The following is a 15,731-nucleotide window of genomic DNA, read 5'->3' as shown; positions in this document are numbered from 1 at the left end:
CTGGAGCGACCCGACTCCGGCTTATCGTTGTAGGAATGGCCGGTCCAGATGATGAACCGGTTGTCCCGCGCGTAGCTGCCTGCATTACCGGCATCGGCGCCGCGTCTCATCTCGCGGAGTGGTGGCATCAGCAAATCTCCTTTTAAGGTCACGTGGTAGAGCCGTGACCGCTTATCGGTGCCGATGCTGACCATTCTCCTATGCAGTCTGTGGGGTCCTAGGAGGGGTCACTCAAGCGCTGCGACGGCCGATTGAAACTCAAACCCAACCTCCGCACCCCGCTGCCAGCAGCGGCGTGCGCTGCGGATGGTCCCATCGGGGAGCCGCAGCATGACCACCTCAGGCATAACCGCTGGAGAAAAGAGGCGAACCCGTGCGCCGGTGGCTGAAAGGTTAAACACCGCACCCGCCAAGGACCTGTGGCCGTCCACGACCTCCACGCTCTTGATCATGGGGTATCGGTATGCGGTCCGCTGTTCCATTAGTGTACACTCGGTTGATTTTATTGGACGATAAATCAACCTAATTACGTTGTCACGAGCAAATATCCCCGCCTACGTGCCCTTGCGCTGTTGTGCGGTTCGACCCGCCAGACTGCTACCCGGCCGGGACGCCTCCAGGCGTCTCTGGGACCGCTCCTAGGCACCTTCCCAGCCGCAGCAGCGCGGCATCCAGCGGATTGGATGGGTCCAGCGGCCGGTGGCCAGCCGGCACGGTGGTCTTAAGAGATTGAGAATCTTGAATCATAGTTCCAGTGGGATTTTCCGACTTAGAAACTTCAGGGTGCGCAGCCGCTCCGATTGGATCGCGGAAAGTGTAGGCATTGCTGGTACGAATGACCCGTTTCCGCCACGCGAGCTGGCCGAACAGGTCGATCTCGCGCACCCGGATGTGGGCCAGCCGGTGCGCCCAACTCAGGATGCCGGCACGCTCCAGCACCTTGATGGCCTCATAGACGGTATCGCGGCTGCACTCGGCCTTGGCTGCGATGGTCTCATAGGAGGGGAAGCAGCGGCCGGTATGGGCGTTGTGGAAGCCCCACAGCAGCGCCTCCAGCACCTCCATGAAGGCGCGGGTGATCGGCCCGCGATGCTGGCCCGGCTGCTTGTGCCTGGCGGTCCAGGCTGCCGCAAAGACCATGATGCGAGCCTTGGCGTTGCGGTCCATCGGCCAGCCCGGGCCGTCGCCAAAGACCTTGGCGCGGCGTGAGCAGGTACGGAATTCCATCGGTCGTGATCGGACGCGAAGACGCAGCTTCCCCATTCCCTCACGCGAGGGGCTTGAACGAACAACGATGTTGGACGATGATCCCGCTTAGAGAGTTCGGGGTCGTCAGGCCGGCAAGCCTGTCATCCAGTGTTATCGGTGGGGGCGGGCGCTTCGGTGTCCGTCCTTTCTGATTCTTGGGCCGCGGGATTGCGACGCAGGCCTCTAGCGTGCCCGCCGCAACGTCGCGTTGCAAGCCGTTGATGGGAACCGTTATTGACGTGCGTGGCGTATGCCACATGCGGCGAGTGCCATCGATCCGGCCATCTGCTTCGAATCATTACCGAAATTGGCGCAGGCAGATTCCTGGGCGCGCGGGCCAATACCGCGCGCAGGCTGCCGCCAGGGAAGCTGCGGTAGACCATGGTATCGCGGCTGCCTCAGCGCAAACGCTTCGACCCAAACATGAAAAAACCTCCGCCAGCGTCGGGACTGGCAGAGGCTTCTCGTGGACCGTAGGGCCGCGCTAGGCGGGTTGATGTCGGGTAGCGTGGTGTCCCGGTCCTCCCCCTACCTGCGGCGCGTCTGAGGGGCCTTCCGGTGGGGCTGTGGAGCCTTGGCCTTTGCTTCGGCTGCTAGGTCACAGGCGATGGCGGCCAGAATGACCGCGCATGCCTCCAACTGGCGTCGGACGTGTTCGAGGTCCGCCAGCGTTTCAGGCGTCACCCCCACCACACTTCACCGATGTTCTTCGGGGCTCGCTTTGCGCGCTTGTAGTGCGCCCATGACGGCAGTTGATCCGGCGCGGGTTCCTGTTCGGGTTCCGATTCGGCCGGTGACGGGGGAGGCGGCGGCGCAGGCGCAGGCGCAGGCGCAGGCGGCGCCGATGGGGCGGCGCGGCGGATGGGGGGATGGTCTTCATCGTTCGGCAGGCTGAAGAAGTCGTTATGGCGATTCATTGTGCCGGCGCTTCGGGCGTGGTGACTTCAGGCGCGGCGGCTTCAGGCTCCGGCGGAACGATAGCTCGCCATACCACTTCCTCGGCCGGCGGACCTCGGCCCATGTCGTGGAGGAGGACAACACGCTCGATTTCAGTACCGGTGGTAGCAAAGCCGCGCATCCGGGTGCCGTTGGGCATCAGGAATTCGACTGGATCAGCCATGGAAAGTGCTCCCGATCGACCTGACGCCAGCGGCGACGGCACGGGCCACAGCGTTCGGTGCGGAGGGCTGGAGGACGCCGGACGCTACCGCGTTCAAGTAGGTAGCGAGGCTTCGGAGAGCGGAGAAATACTCAGGACTTCCCGACGGTTCACGGAAGTTGGTATGGGCGGTGCGGCGCAGTTTCAGTTCGCTGGCGCGTAGGTCGAGGATTCGGGCGACCACTTGGGCAACCGCCTCGTCAATGCCGGCTGCCTTGCTCTCCAGGTCAGCGATTCCGGCTTGAATTTCCTTGCGGACGAGTTCTTGGGCAGTGGCTTTTTCGTCACGAAGGGCTTGGGCCAGGAGGCGTCGCGCTTCGTCCCGCTTTTCGACGGCGCTATGGAAGGCGACGCGGGCGGCGGCAACAGCAAGTTCGGTTCGGTCCGCTTCGTCATGCTGGTTTGTCAGAACCGCACGTGTTACAGCGATCCTATGTAGGGCTTCTTTGGCCGATAATTCGGCGCCCGCGTTTTCGCTAGCGGTATCAAGTTCCGTAAGTACACGGCGTAGTTGTTCGGAATTCACTGGGAATAATCTCAAATAAAGGGGTTGTAAGTCGAAGTAGAAACAGGTTATAATACGCTCAGACTGCTAGACGGTCACTGGGTCTCGACAGCCCGGAGGGGTGCGTGATTGGCGGAGAGAAGGGACTGGGAGAAATCTCAGTCCCTTTTATTTTGCCTAATGCTCAAGGTACGCGTAGTGCCGGGTTGGCAAGCGATGCGGTCGGGAGGTATCGGCGACCGTGGAGCTTGACGGTCTGGATACCCTCTCGCTCGATTCGGCGACGGAGAGTGTAATAACGCACTCCGGTCCGGTTGCTGGCCTCGCGAATAGAGACCAGGGCGCCTGTAGCGATAGCCGAGGTGAGGGCGTTGTAGTCGTCAAATGAAGTAATCATGTGGGTTTCTCCAGTAATTCGATGCATCATTGTAGCATAGGTATTCTGTTGCGATCAAGTATTTACATCCATGTGCTTGGCACTGTACAATAGAGCGTTCTTTTAGACTAATTTGGCAAGAACCTAGGTCTCCCTGATTACATGGGACCATTTTTTGTAGCCATGTGCTGCAACCCCCTCTTCAAATGTCGAGTTGAATTACGTGACCATTCAGAACACTCAAATCGGCCTTGCCGATACTTTCATTGCAACTAGATTTGCCGATCATACCGCCAAGGAAAAGCGAGAGCTTTCGGTTACTTGGGACCAACTACGCGAAGCGGTGCTTCAGACGAGCGCAGCCACCAAGGCCGGACTTCCTTGGGTCAAGCTCGCACGCTTCGGGGACATCCCAACTCCCAAGGGTAGCCTGCGCCACGATACGAATATGTTGGCGATTACCGGCATCGAGGCCGACTACGACGGCGAGGAGGTGACGCCGGAAGACGCAGGGGCGCTGTTGGAGGCTGCTGGCGTCAAGGCGCTCATCTACACCAGCCCGTCTCACACCGACGCCAAGCCCCGTTGGCGCGTCCTGTGCCCGACTTCGGTGGAGTTGCCGCCTGACCAGCGCGAAGGGTTGGTGGCGCGGTTGAACGGTGTTCTTGGTGGCATCCTTGCCGGTGAGAGCTTCACACTCAGCCAGAGCTACTACTACGGCTGCGTGAACATGAATCCCGAACACCGTGCCATCATGGTGCCGGGGCAGCCAATCGACCTTTGCGCTGACCTCGGTGCTGGCGTTGTGGGGCGTCCTGCGACGAAGGGTGCGGCCACCTCGACCAAGGCTGCTGCCACCCCGACCAAGGCTCCTGTTGCCACTCCCCCTGTTGCCAGGGCGCAGAACACTCCTGCTGCCTTGCTTGAGGCCATCATCTCAGGCGACGACTTCCACGGCGCGACGGTGAAGCTTGCGGGCATCATGGCCAGTGGAAAGGTGGGCAAGACGTCCGCCAAGCGCCAGATCACTGACGCGTTCGATGCGGTGCCTGCGGATCAGAGGGACGCAAGGTGGGCGGAGCGGCGCGCTGACGTGGGGCGCTGTGTGGACGGTATCTACGACAAGGACAAACTTGAAGCGGCGTTCAGGAAAGCCGAAGGCGACGACAATGGCGGGGCCGATAAGACCGGCGCGCACGACAACATCATCGACGCTGTATTGGGTGCTGGTGTGACGTTCTGGCGCGATCCTGACGGGGAGGTCTATGCCCGCGTCCCGATGGGCGAAGGTGTGCTGAACATCGCAGTCAGGACGCAGCGTTTCGATTCCATGTGCAGGCAGCTTTACGGCAAAGCGTTCCCGGTCATGGGGTCGCATGGTCTGCGTCCTCCTGGTGTGAGTGACAACGCCATCAAAACGGCGATTGGTTCGTTCATTGCCATGGGGCTGGATTCGAAGGACGTTCATGTCCCAGGCGTTCGCCTTGCTGACTACGATGGCGCAATCTGGATCGACCTTGGGGACGACACACACCGTGTGGTGCGCGTCACGGCGGATGGTTGGTCCGTTGAATCCACGACACAGGCTCCCTTGGTGCGAAAGGGTGGTATGCGGGCGCTGCCTGTGCCGGTGCGTGCAGACGATAGTGCATCTCGCCTGCGTGGCTTGCTCAACATCGCCAGCGACGATGACTTCAGGCTTGCTTGTGCGTGGTTGGTGGCGGCGCTGCGTCCTACGGGGCCATATGCCATCATCGCGGTCGATGGCGAACAGGGTTCGGGCAAGTCCACGACAAGTAAGATGCTGCGCCAGCTTGTGGACCCAAACGCGTCTGGCGTGCGCGGGTTGGTGAAGAACGAAGACGACCTGCTGATTTCGGCGCAGAACAGCCGCGTAGTCGGGATCGACAACATCAGCACCCTTAGCGACAGCATGTCTGACGCGCTGTGCCGGATTTCTACAGGTGCAGGGCTTGGGAAGCGGACGCTCTACAGCAACCTGGACGAGACGATTATCTCAGTGTGCCGGCCGATTGTCATGAACGGCATCGCAAAGGCGGCTGCGATGCGCGGGGACCTTGCGGATAGGACGATTGCACTGACGCTGCCGGTGATCCCTGAGACGGAACGCCGGGACGAAGGGGATGTGTGGCCACAGTTCGAAGCCGCAGCGCCCGGAATCTTCGCATTGCTGCTTAGCGCGTTGGCTACTGGGCTGCGGCGCTTGCCTGAGGTGAAGCTTGAACGCAAGCCGCGTATGGCGGACTTCGCCAAGCTGGCCTGCGCTTCCGCCCCTGCGTTCGGGTGGACAGAGACGCAGATGATGGAGGCCATCGAGGGCAACCGACAGAGGGGGACTGAGGCCGTTATCGAAGGGGACGCGATTGCTTCGGCGGTTCTGGAGATTATGGACGGGAACCCCAATGGATGGTCCGGGACTGCGACTAACCTGCTCGACGCGCTTAGGGCGGAGGTGAGTGAGGCCGTCGAACGGGAACGCAGTTGGCCGAAGGGTGCTGCCCAACTCTCGGCGCGACTGACGCGGGCGGCGCCGGCGCTCCGGCGTGTGGGGGTGACGGTTGAGCAGACGAGGGCCGGGGGCACAGGTAAGCGGCTCTGGCGGATTGCTAGGGCAGGCTGACAAGGCCGGCGGAGTGAAGAAGGGGGGGCGAAAGCTCCCCCTTTTGCTGTCCGTGACGGTGCTTGTGACGCTGCTGCGGTTTGTTGTGACGGTGGTTCGGAGTAGCGTCACAGGCTAATTCGTTGAAAATAAAGGGATTATGTCAGGGTGTGACGATGTGACGCTTGTGACGCTGTTTTTGAGCAAACTCTTGGGTGCGTGAAAAAAATAGCGAGGCGCGGAGGGGCGGTCCCTCTCCCCCTTTCTTTTCTTCCAATTCCAGAAGGGAGCCAAACAGCGTCACCAGCGTCACAAACTGCGCCAAATCGTCAAAAAACCTAGGTAAACCGCGGCTTTCCCGATGTGACGCTGCTCTCAAAAGTAGCGTCACAACCAGCGTCACAGCGTCACAGAGCAGCGTCACAGGAAGCACTACCTCCCGCGCCGCACGCCACCTGCACCACTTCGGTTACAACAGCTACCCTACCCGTTGGGGACCCCTACAGTTTTCGCAACGCCAGACCCCCTCCAGCATTGCGGCCGCACTACGCTCCAGCGATCACACACGGCCCGAGCGCAGGTGAATCAACGTCTCAACTGTCCCCAGTCGGCCGAAGACCTGGCACAGCTCCAAAAACACCGGCTCTAGCCGCGTTGGAAGCCATTCCGGGCGCCGTCAAATGTCGATAGGCATGACGAACCGATCCTTTGGACCCGCGTCAAGTCGGATCGGGCTAGCAGCGACCGTGCGAACAGGGAGTTCTAAGGATATTCACTCCGCCGCTTACCCTAGGTACTCCGCCATTTACAGCGCGGTTCGCTGCCGTATACCCCCGATCCTACCCCATTATCGGCAGCGCGGAGAGGTCGCACGAGGCGCGAGCAAGGGTGATCGTTGCGCAATCCGGTAAGACGTGGAAATGGCAGGCTTCAGTAGGAACCGCGTGGGTTTGGCCAGGCCGCGCATAAGGGTGCCTACGTGAGCCGCCCGCACGTGATGAAGGCTCACGCGGCGAGCCTTGCGGTGCGTAGTAGCAAGGCCGACAAGCGCGCTGCCGCTCTAGCGCCGGTTATCAGAGAACTTCGGTCCAAGGGCGCTACGACACTGGTGCAGCTAGCGTCTGGCCTGAATGAAATGGACATTCCGGCGCCTCGTGGGGGCGCATGGAAGTCGATGCAGGTCTCGCGGCTGCTGCTACGGATCGCGGGACGTCAGCGTCTATCGGGCGCTTGAGACGTGACGCTCGCTCAACTCAACAATGTTGCGAGATTGATCTATATCGTGCAACATTGTTGCGTATAAGGCGGAACGCGCGCAACGGGAATACCGTGTCCTTATAGAGAAGCAAGGGACCGAGCCAAGGCAGGCAGGAATACCGTTCCCTCATAGAGAGGCCAAACCCGCAGGATCGGCGCCTAGATTTTGCTTATCTCGAAGAGGGGACACGCTGTGAGCGCCAGTTTGGGCATCTGATATCAGGGCACTAAAGTACTTTAGTCGTCCGGCTTAGAGACCCGGTGAGCGCGAAAGCGAGCTGACAGCCCGTTTTGAAAGTCACGGCGCGAGCAGACGTCTGCGGTTAGGGTGGGCGATCCCGTGAGCGACCACGCTTCGCGGCCTGCGAAGGTGACAATCCCGTCGCGCTGCCTGTCGATCAGAGGAGAGAGCGGAGAGCGATTAGGACGACGCCGGCGCCGATCATTGCCAACCCAGGGTAGGTGGGAGTGATTTTTGTGCTTATGTAATCTGGCTTTTTGATAGCCGTATATACGACAAAAATAATGCCGGCCAGAATAAGAACAACGCCAGCGATCGTAGGTAGGTCTGTCATAATCATTGCGTGTCTTCCTGGCGAGGTGAAGGACTGTTGGCCTAGACTTCACAGAAGGCGTGGATGTGTCAAAGACTGTTTTGAAAGCTACGGGGCAGGAAGTCGCTTGCGGCACGGGTGAACGAGGTGGTGGAGCATCAGGCGGATCGCGGCCAGGGTGACCGCCTCATGACTTCGCAAACGGGCACTGAGGCCGACGATAACGTAGCGGCCATCGAGCGCCTCAGATCACCCGCTTCAGCGCCTCGGTCGCAAGGGCCACACCAATCTTCTCGGCGATCCCAAGAGTCCATTTACCGGCGCTTTTGAGGTATCCCAGAGCAGCCGGGCCATCGCCTTTAGCAGCCGCCTCCTCCGCGTCAGCCACGGCGCCAATCGCCTTGTCCTGCTCACGTGTGCCCGTGGCGTCGCCCTTCATGGCCACACGTAGCCGGCCTAGCTCCTCCGCGAGCTTCGCCAAGTCAATGCCACCCTGGACTTGCTGGAAGATGTTGCCGTGCGCGCTCGCGCCTGAACCAACCGCTCCAGCTTGCCCGGGAATGTTGTAGGTGTCTCGGCTCATGTTCGGACCTTCAATGGCGGTTAGCCCTCTTGGGCGATGAATATCGATCTTCTGCGTCGGTCGCTCCAGGAGCTTGTTCATGATCTGCCGAAGGCGCTCACGCTCCGCCTCTAAGCTTTGGCGGAGATGATCTCGCTCTTCAACGAAGCACTCCAGTTTGGCTTGGATGCGCACAAGCTCCTGCCTAGACGCCTCGGGGCGGCGGTCCGTGAGGTCCTCGACGGTGATCGTGACCGAGGCGCCGCCTCCGTCATTCTGTACCGAGCGAACCTGCAGCACGCTGCCAGGATGTTCGACCTGCAGGCGCTCCACGACGAAAGGCAATGCCAGCAGATCGACCGGCGACATTCCGCCGAGGTAGCGCAGCACGATGCGCGGTTTCTCGGCAAAGATGCGTTCGAACTCTCCTTCACCGTACTTGGTTGGCTCAAAGCCTTCTTCATCCCAATACGCAGACAGACAGACAACACCTCTGATGGACCATCCACTTCGCTGAGTCTCCCACAGCGTCGCATCGGTCAAATCGGCGCGGTCGAGCACGGTGTCGACTAGGTTGGCTAGATGAAGGTCCGCTTGCCTAAAGTCCGCCTCGCGAAGGTCTGCCGTTTCGAAGTTTGCACGGCGGAGACCGGCCTGGCGGAAAACGGCCCCTCGCAGTTTGGCACCCTTAAGGTCTGCCCCGCTTAATCTAGCTCCGCGGAAGTTCACCCGCTCGAGGTTGGCCCTGTGGAAATCAACTGAGACAAGACTGGCCCAGCTGAAGTTAGCAGATCGAAAGGTAGCCTCGTTGACATCAGCTCGGCGGAGGTCCGCCTCTTCGAAATCAGCTTTATGTAGATTGGCCGCGCTTAGATTTGCTTCCAAGAGCGTCGCCTTGCGGAGGTCCGCACCGCTGAGGTCTGCACCACGGAGATTGGCCCATCCAAGTCGTACCCCCTCTAGGTTGGCGCCACAAAAATTCACTTTGCGGAGGTCTGCAGAATCAAGGCTAGCTTCCCTAAGATCAGGCTTGATCCAAGGCTCCATATTCCTCCAAGTGTTCCAGACTTTGACTCCTTGCTGAAGCCGTTCGAGGTGGTCGGGGTTAGCCATCGACGCCATACCTTCCGATCCGCGCAAGACTATACACTGACTGATCTGCCGGAGCGGACATTCTCATGGCCACCGTATGGCTGAATTCAGGAACTTGATTCGCTGATTACTCCCTTTTTGATGCTTCGGGAAATCCCCCAAAGCTGAGATTGGGATTATCAAATGCTTCTCTACCATTATACCGCTCATGAATGCTGGCCCTTGATCGCTAAAGAAGGAATCAATAGGGGTGAGGTTGCGCTCGGGCCGCATGATTGCCTCAACGCTGTCTGGCTCACCTTGGACAAGTCACCGGACGAGCATGGTTTATCAGACGCACGTCTAGTGACACCAGATGAGGCTCGCTTTCTCGGCGTGCAATGGACTGATGGCCTGGCATGGCCAAACAGCCGCGCTGTGCGGCTGACCGTAAAGGTACCTCGCGGCGATCGCGCGCTTGTCTCTTGGAACTTGTGGGCCAATAAAAACGTCTGCCCGAAGTGGAGGATGCCCTACGAGGAAGCTGGAGGCGGGCGCGCCAAGGCCAAGACGTGGTTCATCTATTGGGGCGTGGTCCCTTCCGCATGGATCGTTAAGAAGGAAGACCTCGTTCTACTGCCTCAAGACAATCGACCCATGACCTTTGTGTCACCTCGTAGGTGAAGACTTAGTTGCCGTGCTTCGAATGATCTGCTTGATCTAATTTAAGACCTACGCCTTTCCTGGCGTGGGTTTTTACTGTTGCCAAATGCCCTAAGCTGCCGCCTTGGCTTAAACCGCGAAATCTAATCGATTCTTGCCTTTTATCCACCCAGGCTCCCTGCCCCGCCCCGTCCAAGTGTCACCCGTCTCCGGGTTGCGATATTTCGGCGCGACCTTCACCTTCTCACCCTTGCTGCGACGCGTCTTGCGTTCCGGCGCGGGCTGCGACGACATCAAAGCGGTAAGCGACAGGCCCAGCTCGGCAGCCTTGTCCCTGAACTCTGCCAGCAGCGCCTCCTTGGCACCTTGCATCTTCTCCTGGCGCTTCGCCTGAGCCGCTTCGATGAGGGAGGTCAGCTCAGGTACAGTTAGGCGGTCGAGGTCGATGGGCGGTTTCGGTTCGGCCATGGCACGCGCTCCTACTGTCGGCCCATTCCTTAGACGACTATCGAGGCCATTACAAAGTGGGCCTCACTAACCACTAGCCTCTGCGCCAAAAATAGCATTCTTCAGGTCGGTGTATATAGACATGCCAGGCGTAACTCGCGGAGCCATTACGTCTCGACAAAAATAATCAGCATCAGAGCCAAATTTCTGCCCGGTATTTTTCAGTTCACTCTTCACTAAATTATAAATATTTCCTTTAGCTTTCTTGATGTCGTCAGGAGAAAGATTGCGATTAATCAGGTCTGCAATAGCCTGATTCTTGCCGGCCAGTACAGCATTAACAGCCCCTGGCCTTTCAAAATCTTGACAAAGTTTCGTCAAGGGTTCATCGGCCAACAAATAATGTTCTATGTGCCGCAAAGGTAGAACTCGGCAGCCGTTGTTCTGCGCTTCTACAATCTCCGCCTCAGTTCTTTCATCTCTATCAATCAATGTAACAACCTCAATTCCGCTGGCCATACGATTTATAATACTTCGTAAAGCGGCTCCGCCGGTAATGATGTTGTTAGATGAGCCAACCGATATAAACAGCGTATCGGGAAATTCTTTTTCAAAAATTTTTTGATAACACTGCGCGTCAAACTCTGCTTTTCGAACCCCCGGTTCTGGTCGAGCACCTTCACAGAGCACTACGCGTTTAGGCGCGATTAGCTCTGAGAGGTCTGCAAGGGTAGTGCGCAGGTTCCGCGCCCAAAAAGAAGTATTTACTAAAGCTGGAGACAGGGTAGTTTCTTGGTCGAAATCGAAATCATGAAAATCTAAAAATACAACGGAGCCAGGAGCCTTTTTGCTAAGTTCAGCCGCCTTCCTAATCATTCCGATGGAATGCGTGGCAATCCATAATTGACCCTGCTCAGGCACAAAGCGATACAATTCATCCAGGAGTGGGCCATGCAAATTAGTATTCATATGAGCTTCTGGCTCATCTATACAATATACGCTTTCATTGTACACAGACCCTCTAACAAACAAATCCAGCAGAAGATCAAGAGTGGATTTTTCACCTGAGGATAGATTTACATATTTAAACCGGCTAACGTCGCCTTTTGTGAAAAAAAGAGTTCCTTCCTCAAGTATGTTTCCTGGGTTTTCCAGTATGAGGCCGGGAAATAGCCTTTGAAGAGATTCTTGAAGGCTTTTATATTGCTGATCGCGCCATTGGCCTTTCGGTGTATTGTCGTCTTTTTTGTCATGCAGATCGTAAAATAACTTAGACATCAAGCGTGCATAGTTTTTCGATACACTAACGTCCGATTCGCTCATAGTCGCAATGCTTTGATCGTCAACTGCTGGAGATTGTCTGGTTATAGAATTAAGCGTAAACGTACCTTCAAATCGGTATGCAGATCGAAAATAGAAGGCGTATTTTCGAGTATCCCAGGTTTCTAGGTTCGCGTTGTCAAGCGTGACAGTAACTTGGTTTTGCCAAAGGTTCTGGCGTTCTGCCCATAGATCGCGACCTCGAATGTAATACTCAAATTGCTCATCACCCGCTCCGTATTGCATTTTTCTTTGCCACTGGAGAAAGCCATCGAAAACCGATGATTTACCAGAACCGTTTGGGCCGACGAGCATCACCAGTCGTGCATTCGGAGGCAAATTGTGGATTGAGAGATTTTTAAATCTTTTGAAATCTTTAAAGCTTGCAGAAAGGACCTTCATAGAATTTCCTGTTGTTCTGAGTGAATTTTGCCGAATTCGGTTACATAGCGAACAGGTTTTATGCTTTCGCTTCAACATTGCACGGTTTGGCCCACAGAGCCTGAAGAAGTGCCGCCGCGGGGTCTATCGGGCAGTGCCGGTGTGGCCCGAACTGCTGGACACCCTCGACTTGGTGCACAGCATCAGGGAAGGCTAGAAGCGCAGCGCAAGCAGCACCCGTGCCCTGCTCTGGCCATGGAGCTGCATGACGGGCTTCCGGCGGGTGCAGGAGGTCATCGCCACCGTCCGCATCGCAGACGGCCCCCACGCCTGCTCTAAAGGCCTGCGGTGCAGGTCCTGCTAACGACTAAGCGCCGCGTGCTGGCGCGAGCGCGAGGCATGTGGGACCACGTGCATGCCACCCCATAAACAACCGGGGCTTAGTGGTGCCGCCCGGTGCAGCAGGCGCATGCTCCCCGAGCGGCGGACAGGGAGGGGACCGAGCGCAGACGCGCTGCCCCCCGATTTTCGTTTTGTGCGCGGGCTTTGCCCGCCGCGCCTCTCTGAACTAAAGAGGCGGGCCGCCCATCGGCTGGGGGGTCTCCGGGCGGCCCTTCGGGCTGCATGGCTAGGGGAAACCATGAAGCGGCCCCTGACTGCATGGCACCGGGGGGGATGCCATGCAGTCAGATATTGGCACTGTAGCGGTCCTGCTTCATCGCGGAATTTGCTGTCGCTTGCTGCCAGCCTGGCGCGTGCGCAGGGCATACCGGTGCATGTATCAGGAACGTTTTGCGTGATATCGCTCGAAAAGTTATATTCTGTTGGAATCTTTCCACCCCGGAGCGAGTCATCAGGAGCGCGCCGCATGGCTCCCGGGTTTAGCGGTGTATTGGTCTCTGCCCTCTGGATAAGCCTTGCTGTTGTGGCTGCCCTCGGCGTTGCGGTCGGAGGGTGGCGCGTGATCGGTAGGAGGGCCGAGAAAGGCATCGGCCTACTGCTGACCGGCAGCACTGCTTTCGCGCTATTTGCTCTGCTTGGCGTGGTGATGAGGTAGCGAACCTCCTGAGCACTTGGCGCACGATGAATTGGCGGCTTGGTCCGAGTTCTGCGGCAATGCCCCGGCAGGCGTGCTCACCTCAGGCGATAGGTGGGTTTTGGAACTGGCCTGCCGGCTTGTAGCCCGCTCCGGCCGGCACAGGGCCTCACCTCGGCCGAGCTAGGCGCCAGCCGGGGCCGGGTGCAGGCTGCACGGCCGGCTGAGGCGCCCGCGGCGAGCCTACAAGACGTACCAGCGGGGTCAGCCAGGAACTAGAGCCGGACAAACGGCCGTTCAAACACCCAGCTGGCCATTTAGCCAGCAGCATGGCCGCCCGTTTAAACACTCGGTTGACCGGACTGGTGATTCGGCCCGATCATCGGCTATGGCGGAACGATGGCTGACATATCAGCAGGCAGGCGATGTACTTGGTATGACTGGCGAGGCCGTTCGGCAGCGTGCCCGGCGACTCGGATGGCGCACTCAGCCAGGCAATGAGGGCCGGACGTTAGTGCTTCTGCCCGATGGCACGACCGTTCGTCCGCGCGTTCGTCCGGCATTCCAAACGCCCGAACAGATTGGACAGGCGGGCGGACAAACTGCCGTTCAACCGGCCGGACAAACGGGCGATGCCAACGGCTTGGCCGAGCTTCTTCGGGAGCAGCTTGAGCGGGAGCGCGAGCGGGCGAAGAAGGCCGAGGAGGAGGCTGCCGCCGAGCGGGCGCGGGCGGCGCGTGCCGAGGCCGAGGCGGCGGAGCAGCGCAGCCGAGCCGATCTGGCCACGGGCGAGGTGGACGGCATGAAGCTGGGCCTAGAGCACATGCATGAGGTGCTGGCGCAGGCTCGCCGGGAAGCCGCCGAGCTTGGTGCGAAGGCGGAGCAGGCTGCCAGGGCTGCCAAGGATGCCAACGAGCGGCTGGCACGGCTGCATAGTCGCGGGGTGTGGGCGAGGTTGCGGAATCGGCCGTGAGCGACCCCGACGATATCGGCCATGACGGCAGGGTGCGGCTGCGCTGCTACCTGCCCTCGGCGGATTTGCTTTGGTTCGCGGCCGGCTGTCAGGGCCGGCAGGGCTGCGGCCATAGCGTGCCGATCGGCATTCAGGCAGCGATCCGGTGGATGGGGCCGGCGGCGACGGTGCGCCAGTTAGCCCGGCACCTGCGCGGTGCAGCCGGTGCGGCAGCAGGTGGGTGGGCGTCACGGTGCATCCCGACACGCGCCCGCACGAGATGCAGGAGCGCGACGGGCCGGCGCCGGAGACGCGGGCGGGGTTGCCCGACTAGGCGACGCGCCCTCCCTGGCGCGATAAGGAGGTATGGTTAGCTTTTGGTTTCGACTACGGCGGCGGCGGCGCGCTATTCGCCTTTACGAACACGGCAGACGGCGAATGCTTCCGTTGCCGGCCAATCAGCAGGCGCTCGACCGCATGACCGTCCTGGGGAAGGGCGGGATATGGATTGCTTCAGCGCATGGCATAGCCTTCGCGCTGGCAGCCAACCTTGGAACTGCTGGCATCGGCGCTTTGATGCCCGCTTACGGTCAGCCCGGTCCAGACGGATGCATGGTTCGCTTCGCAAGTGCAGGTATCATCCGCGACGCTGGGGCTCTCATGTTCCTTGCCGCACTGTTTGGCGGTGTTGCACTGTTTGGCGCTTATCTCCCCCTATGGGTTACGTTCTGGCGGAGGCGACGCATTTTCTGGCGCGGCACGAAAGAGGCGCCTTTGTCTTTCGCGGCAGCTGAGCGCATTACGCACGTTCAAAGCTTCACGCTTCTCTTTGCCTCAGTGATATTGCTTGTGAGCGTAGTGAACATCATCGACGCTGCCAAAAATTTCACGCAAGCGTTCGTCACTGAATACCACTCTAAATTAGCTGCCGAATGCCCAACAGCCTCGCCAGCTGCCGCTCTTGAGCAGCCTGTGGCACTCGACAAAGCAGGACCAGCAGCTGCTACGCCTTTGCCTCCGGCATCCGTCCCCGAGGCTGTATCGACCCCATAACCGCATAATTCTCTATTATGACACGCAGCCGCTAACACGCCAGAAGGGGAGAGAGCGCGGGTTAGGAGAAGGTCAAGCGGCCCCGGCGTAAGCTCAACCACCACCGCCATGGCAGTCCACATACATGCGCCCATGCCGGTCCCTTACCACTTCGCCTCGTTTGAACAGGCGGCGTGCGGGGCCGGCATGTATTTCCCTCAACGCTCGGTAGTTGCCCTCTTCATCGGCCTCTACGTACAGATAAACGACGACTGCATCTGGGCCGTTGTGATTCCAGACTGCCTGTTTGACGAATGCCGGGTCATAACCCTTCTCGCCTCCGGCTTGTGCGGCTCGACGGAATAGCTCGCGCTCTGGGATAGGGGTGCCGATCTCCGTTTCACTAATTTCCGACATTGCTCTGGAGCGACCCGACTCCGGCTTATCGTTGTAGGAATGGCCGGTCCAGATGATGAACCGGTTGTCCCGCGCGTAGCTGCCTGCATTACCGGCATCGGCGCCGCGTCTCATCTCGCGGAGTGGTGGCA

14 protein-coding genes are annotated in these 15,731 nt (G+C 59.1%); 5 read left to right on the top strand and 9 right to left on the bottom strand.

The window, feature by feature from the left end; all coding sequences use genetic code 11:
* The 4 genes from ACFQS7_RS29825 to ACFQS7_RS29810 all read right to left on the bottom strand — a co-directional run.
* On the bottom strand, window positions 1-194 hold a 194-nt coding region (locus tag ACFQS7_RS29825; protein WP_380070785.1), incomplete at its 3' end, for a hypothetical protein.
* Window positions 195-227: 33 nt separating this feature from the next.
* Window positions 228-482: a PilZ domain-containing protein gene (locus tag ACFQS7_RS29820; protein ID WP_380070784.1), complete on the bottom strand. Its 255-nt coding sequence runs from the start codon at window positions 480-482 to the stop codon at window positions 228-230.
* Window positions 483-597: 115 nt separating this feature from the next.
* Complete coding sequence (locus ACFQS7_RS29815) at window positions 598-1,227, bottom strand: helix-turn-helix domain-containing protein (protein WP_380070783.1); 630 nt, start codon at window positions 1,225-1,227, stop codon at window positions 598-600.
* Window positions 1,228-2,161: 934 nt separating this feature from the next.
* Window positions 2,162-2,368 carry a hypothetical protein gene (locus ACFQS7_RS29810; RefSeq protein ID WP_380070782.1) on the bottom strand — a complete coding sequence of 69 codons (207 nt, stop codon included), beginning with the start codon at window positions 2,366-2,368 and terminating at the stop codon, window positions 2,162-2,164.
* Between the two features lie 223 nt (window positions 2,369-2,591).
* On the opposite strand from ACFQS7_RS29810, the gene ACFQS7_RS29805 reads away from it, so the two are divergent.
* Both ACFQS7_RS29805 and ACFQS7_RS29800 read left to right on the top strand, forming a co-directional pair.
* Window positions 2,592-2,846, top strand: a complete 255-nt coding sequence (locus ACFQS7_RS29805) for a hypothetical protein (RefSeq protein WP_380070781.1) — start codon at window positions 2,592-2,594, stop codon at window positions 2,844-2,846.
* Between the two features lie 656 nt (window positions 2,847-3,502).
* On the top strand, window positions 3,503-5,929 hold the full coding sequence (locus ACFQS7_RS29800) for a hypothetical protein (RefSeq protein ID WP_380070780.1): 2,427 nt from the start codon (window positions 3,503-3,505) through the stop codon (window positions 5,927-5,929).
* A gap of 142 nt (window positions 5,930-6,071) precedes the next feature.
* Here ACFQS7_RS29800 and ACFQS7_RS29795 read toward each other — a convergent pair whose 3' ends face one another.
* Both ACFQS7_RS29795 and ACFQS7_RS29790 read right to left on the bottom strand, forming a co-directional pair.
* On the bottom strand, window positions 6,072-6,332 hold the full coding sequence (locus ACFQS7_RS29795; protein WP_380070779.1) for a hypothetical protein: 261 nt from the start codon (window positions 6,330-6,332) through the stop codon (window positions 6,072-6,074).
* A gap of 1,631 nt (window positions 6,333-7,963) precedes the next feature.
* Entirely contained in the window at window positions 7,964-9,394 is a 1,431-nt protein-coding gene (locus ACFQS7_RS29790; protein WP_380070778.1) for a pentapeptide repeat-containing protein, read from the bottom strand.
* Window positions 9,395-9,556: 162 nt separating this feature from the next.
* Here ACFQS7_RS29790 and ACFQS7_RS29785 point away from each other — a divergent pair, with 162 nt between their 5' ends.
* On the top strand, window positions 9,557-10,036 hold the full coding sequence (locus tag ACFQS7_RS29785) for a hypothetical protein (protein ID WP_380070777.1): 480 nt from the start codon (window positions 9,557-9,559) through the stop codon (window positions 10,034-10,036).
* A gap of 108 nt (window positions 10,037-10,144) precedes the next feature.
* Here the strand turns inward: ACFQS7_RS29785 and ACFQS7_RS29780 are convergent, their stop codons facing one another.
* Window positions 10,145-10,483: an H-NS family nucleoid-associated regulatory protein gene (locus ACFQS7_RS29780; protein ID WP_380070776.1), complete on the bottom strand. Its 339-nt coding sequence runs from the start codon at window positions 10,481-10,483 to the stop codon at window positions 10,145-10,147.
* A gap of 66 nt (window positions 10,484-10,549) precedes the next feature.
* Window positions 10,550-12,184 carry an AAA family ATPase gene (locus ACFQS7_RS29775; RefSeq protein ID WP_380070775.1) on the bottom strand — a complete coding sequence of 545 codons (1,635 nt, stop codon included), beginning with the start codon at window positions 12,182-12,184 and terminating at the stop codon, window positions 10,550-10,552.
* A 1,529-nt stretch (window positions 12,185-13,713) separates the two neighbouring features.
* On the opposite strand from ACFQS7_RS29775, the gene ACFQS7_RS29770 reads away from it, so the two are divergent.
* On the top strand, window positions 13,714-14,172 hold the full coding sequence (locus ACFQS7_RS29770) for a hypothetical protein (RefSeq protein WP_380070774.1): 459 nt from the start codon (window positions 13,714-13,716) through the stop codon (window positions 14,170-14,172).
* Window positions 14,173-14,589: 417 nt separating this feature from the next.
* The gene (locus ACFQS7_RS29765; RefSeq protein WP_380070773.1) at window positions 14,590-15,204 is read left to right on the top strand and encodes a hypothetical protein; all 615 of its coding nucleotides are present in this window, start codon (window positions 14,590-14,592) and stop codon (window positions 15,202-15,204) included.
* A 93-nt stretch (window positions 15,205-15,297) separates the two neighbouring features.
* On the opposite strand, the gene ACFQS7_RS29760 is transcribed toward ACFQS7_RS29765, so the two are convergent.
* Window positions 15,298-15,731 (bottom strand): hypothetical protein (locus tag ACFQS7_RS29760; protein WP_380070772.1); only part of this gene is annotated, 434 nt, incomplete at its 5' end.

Source organism: Dankookia sp. GCM10030260 (genome assembly GCF_042666655.1).
Taxonomy (GTDB): Bacteria; Pseudomonadota; Alphaproteobacteria; order Acetobacterales; family Acetobacteraceae; genus Paracraurococcus.
The sequence above is the reverse complement of the archived record's forward strand: the minus strand, read 5'-3'. Positions and strand labels throughout refer to the sequence as shown.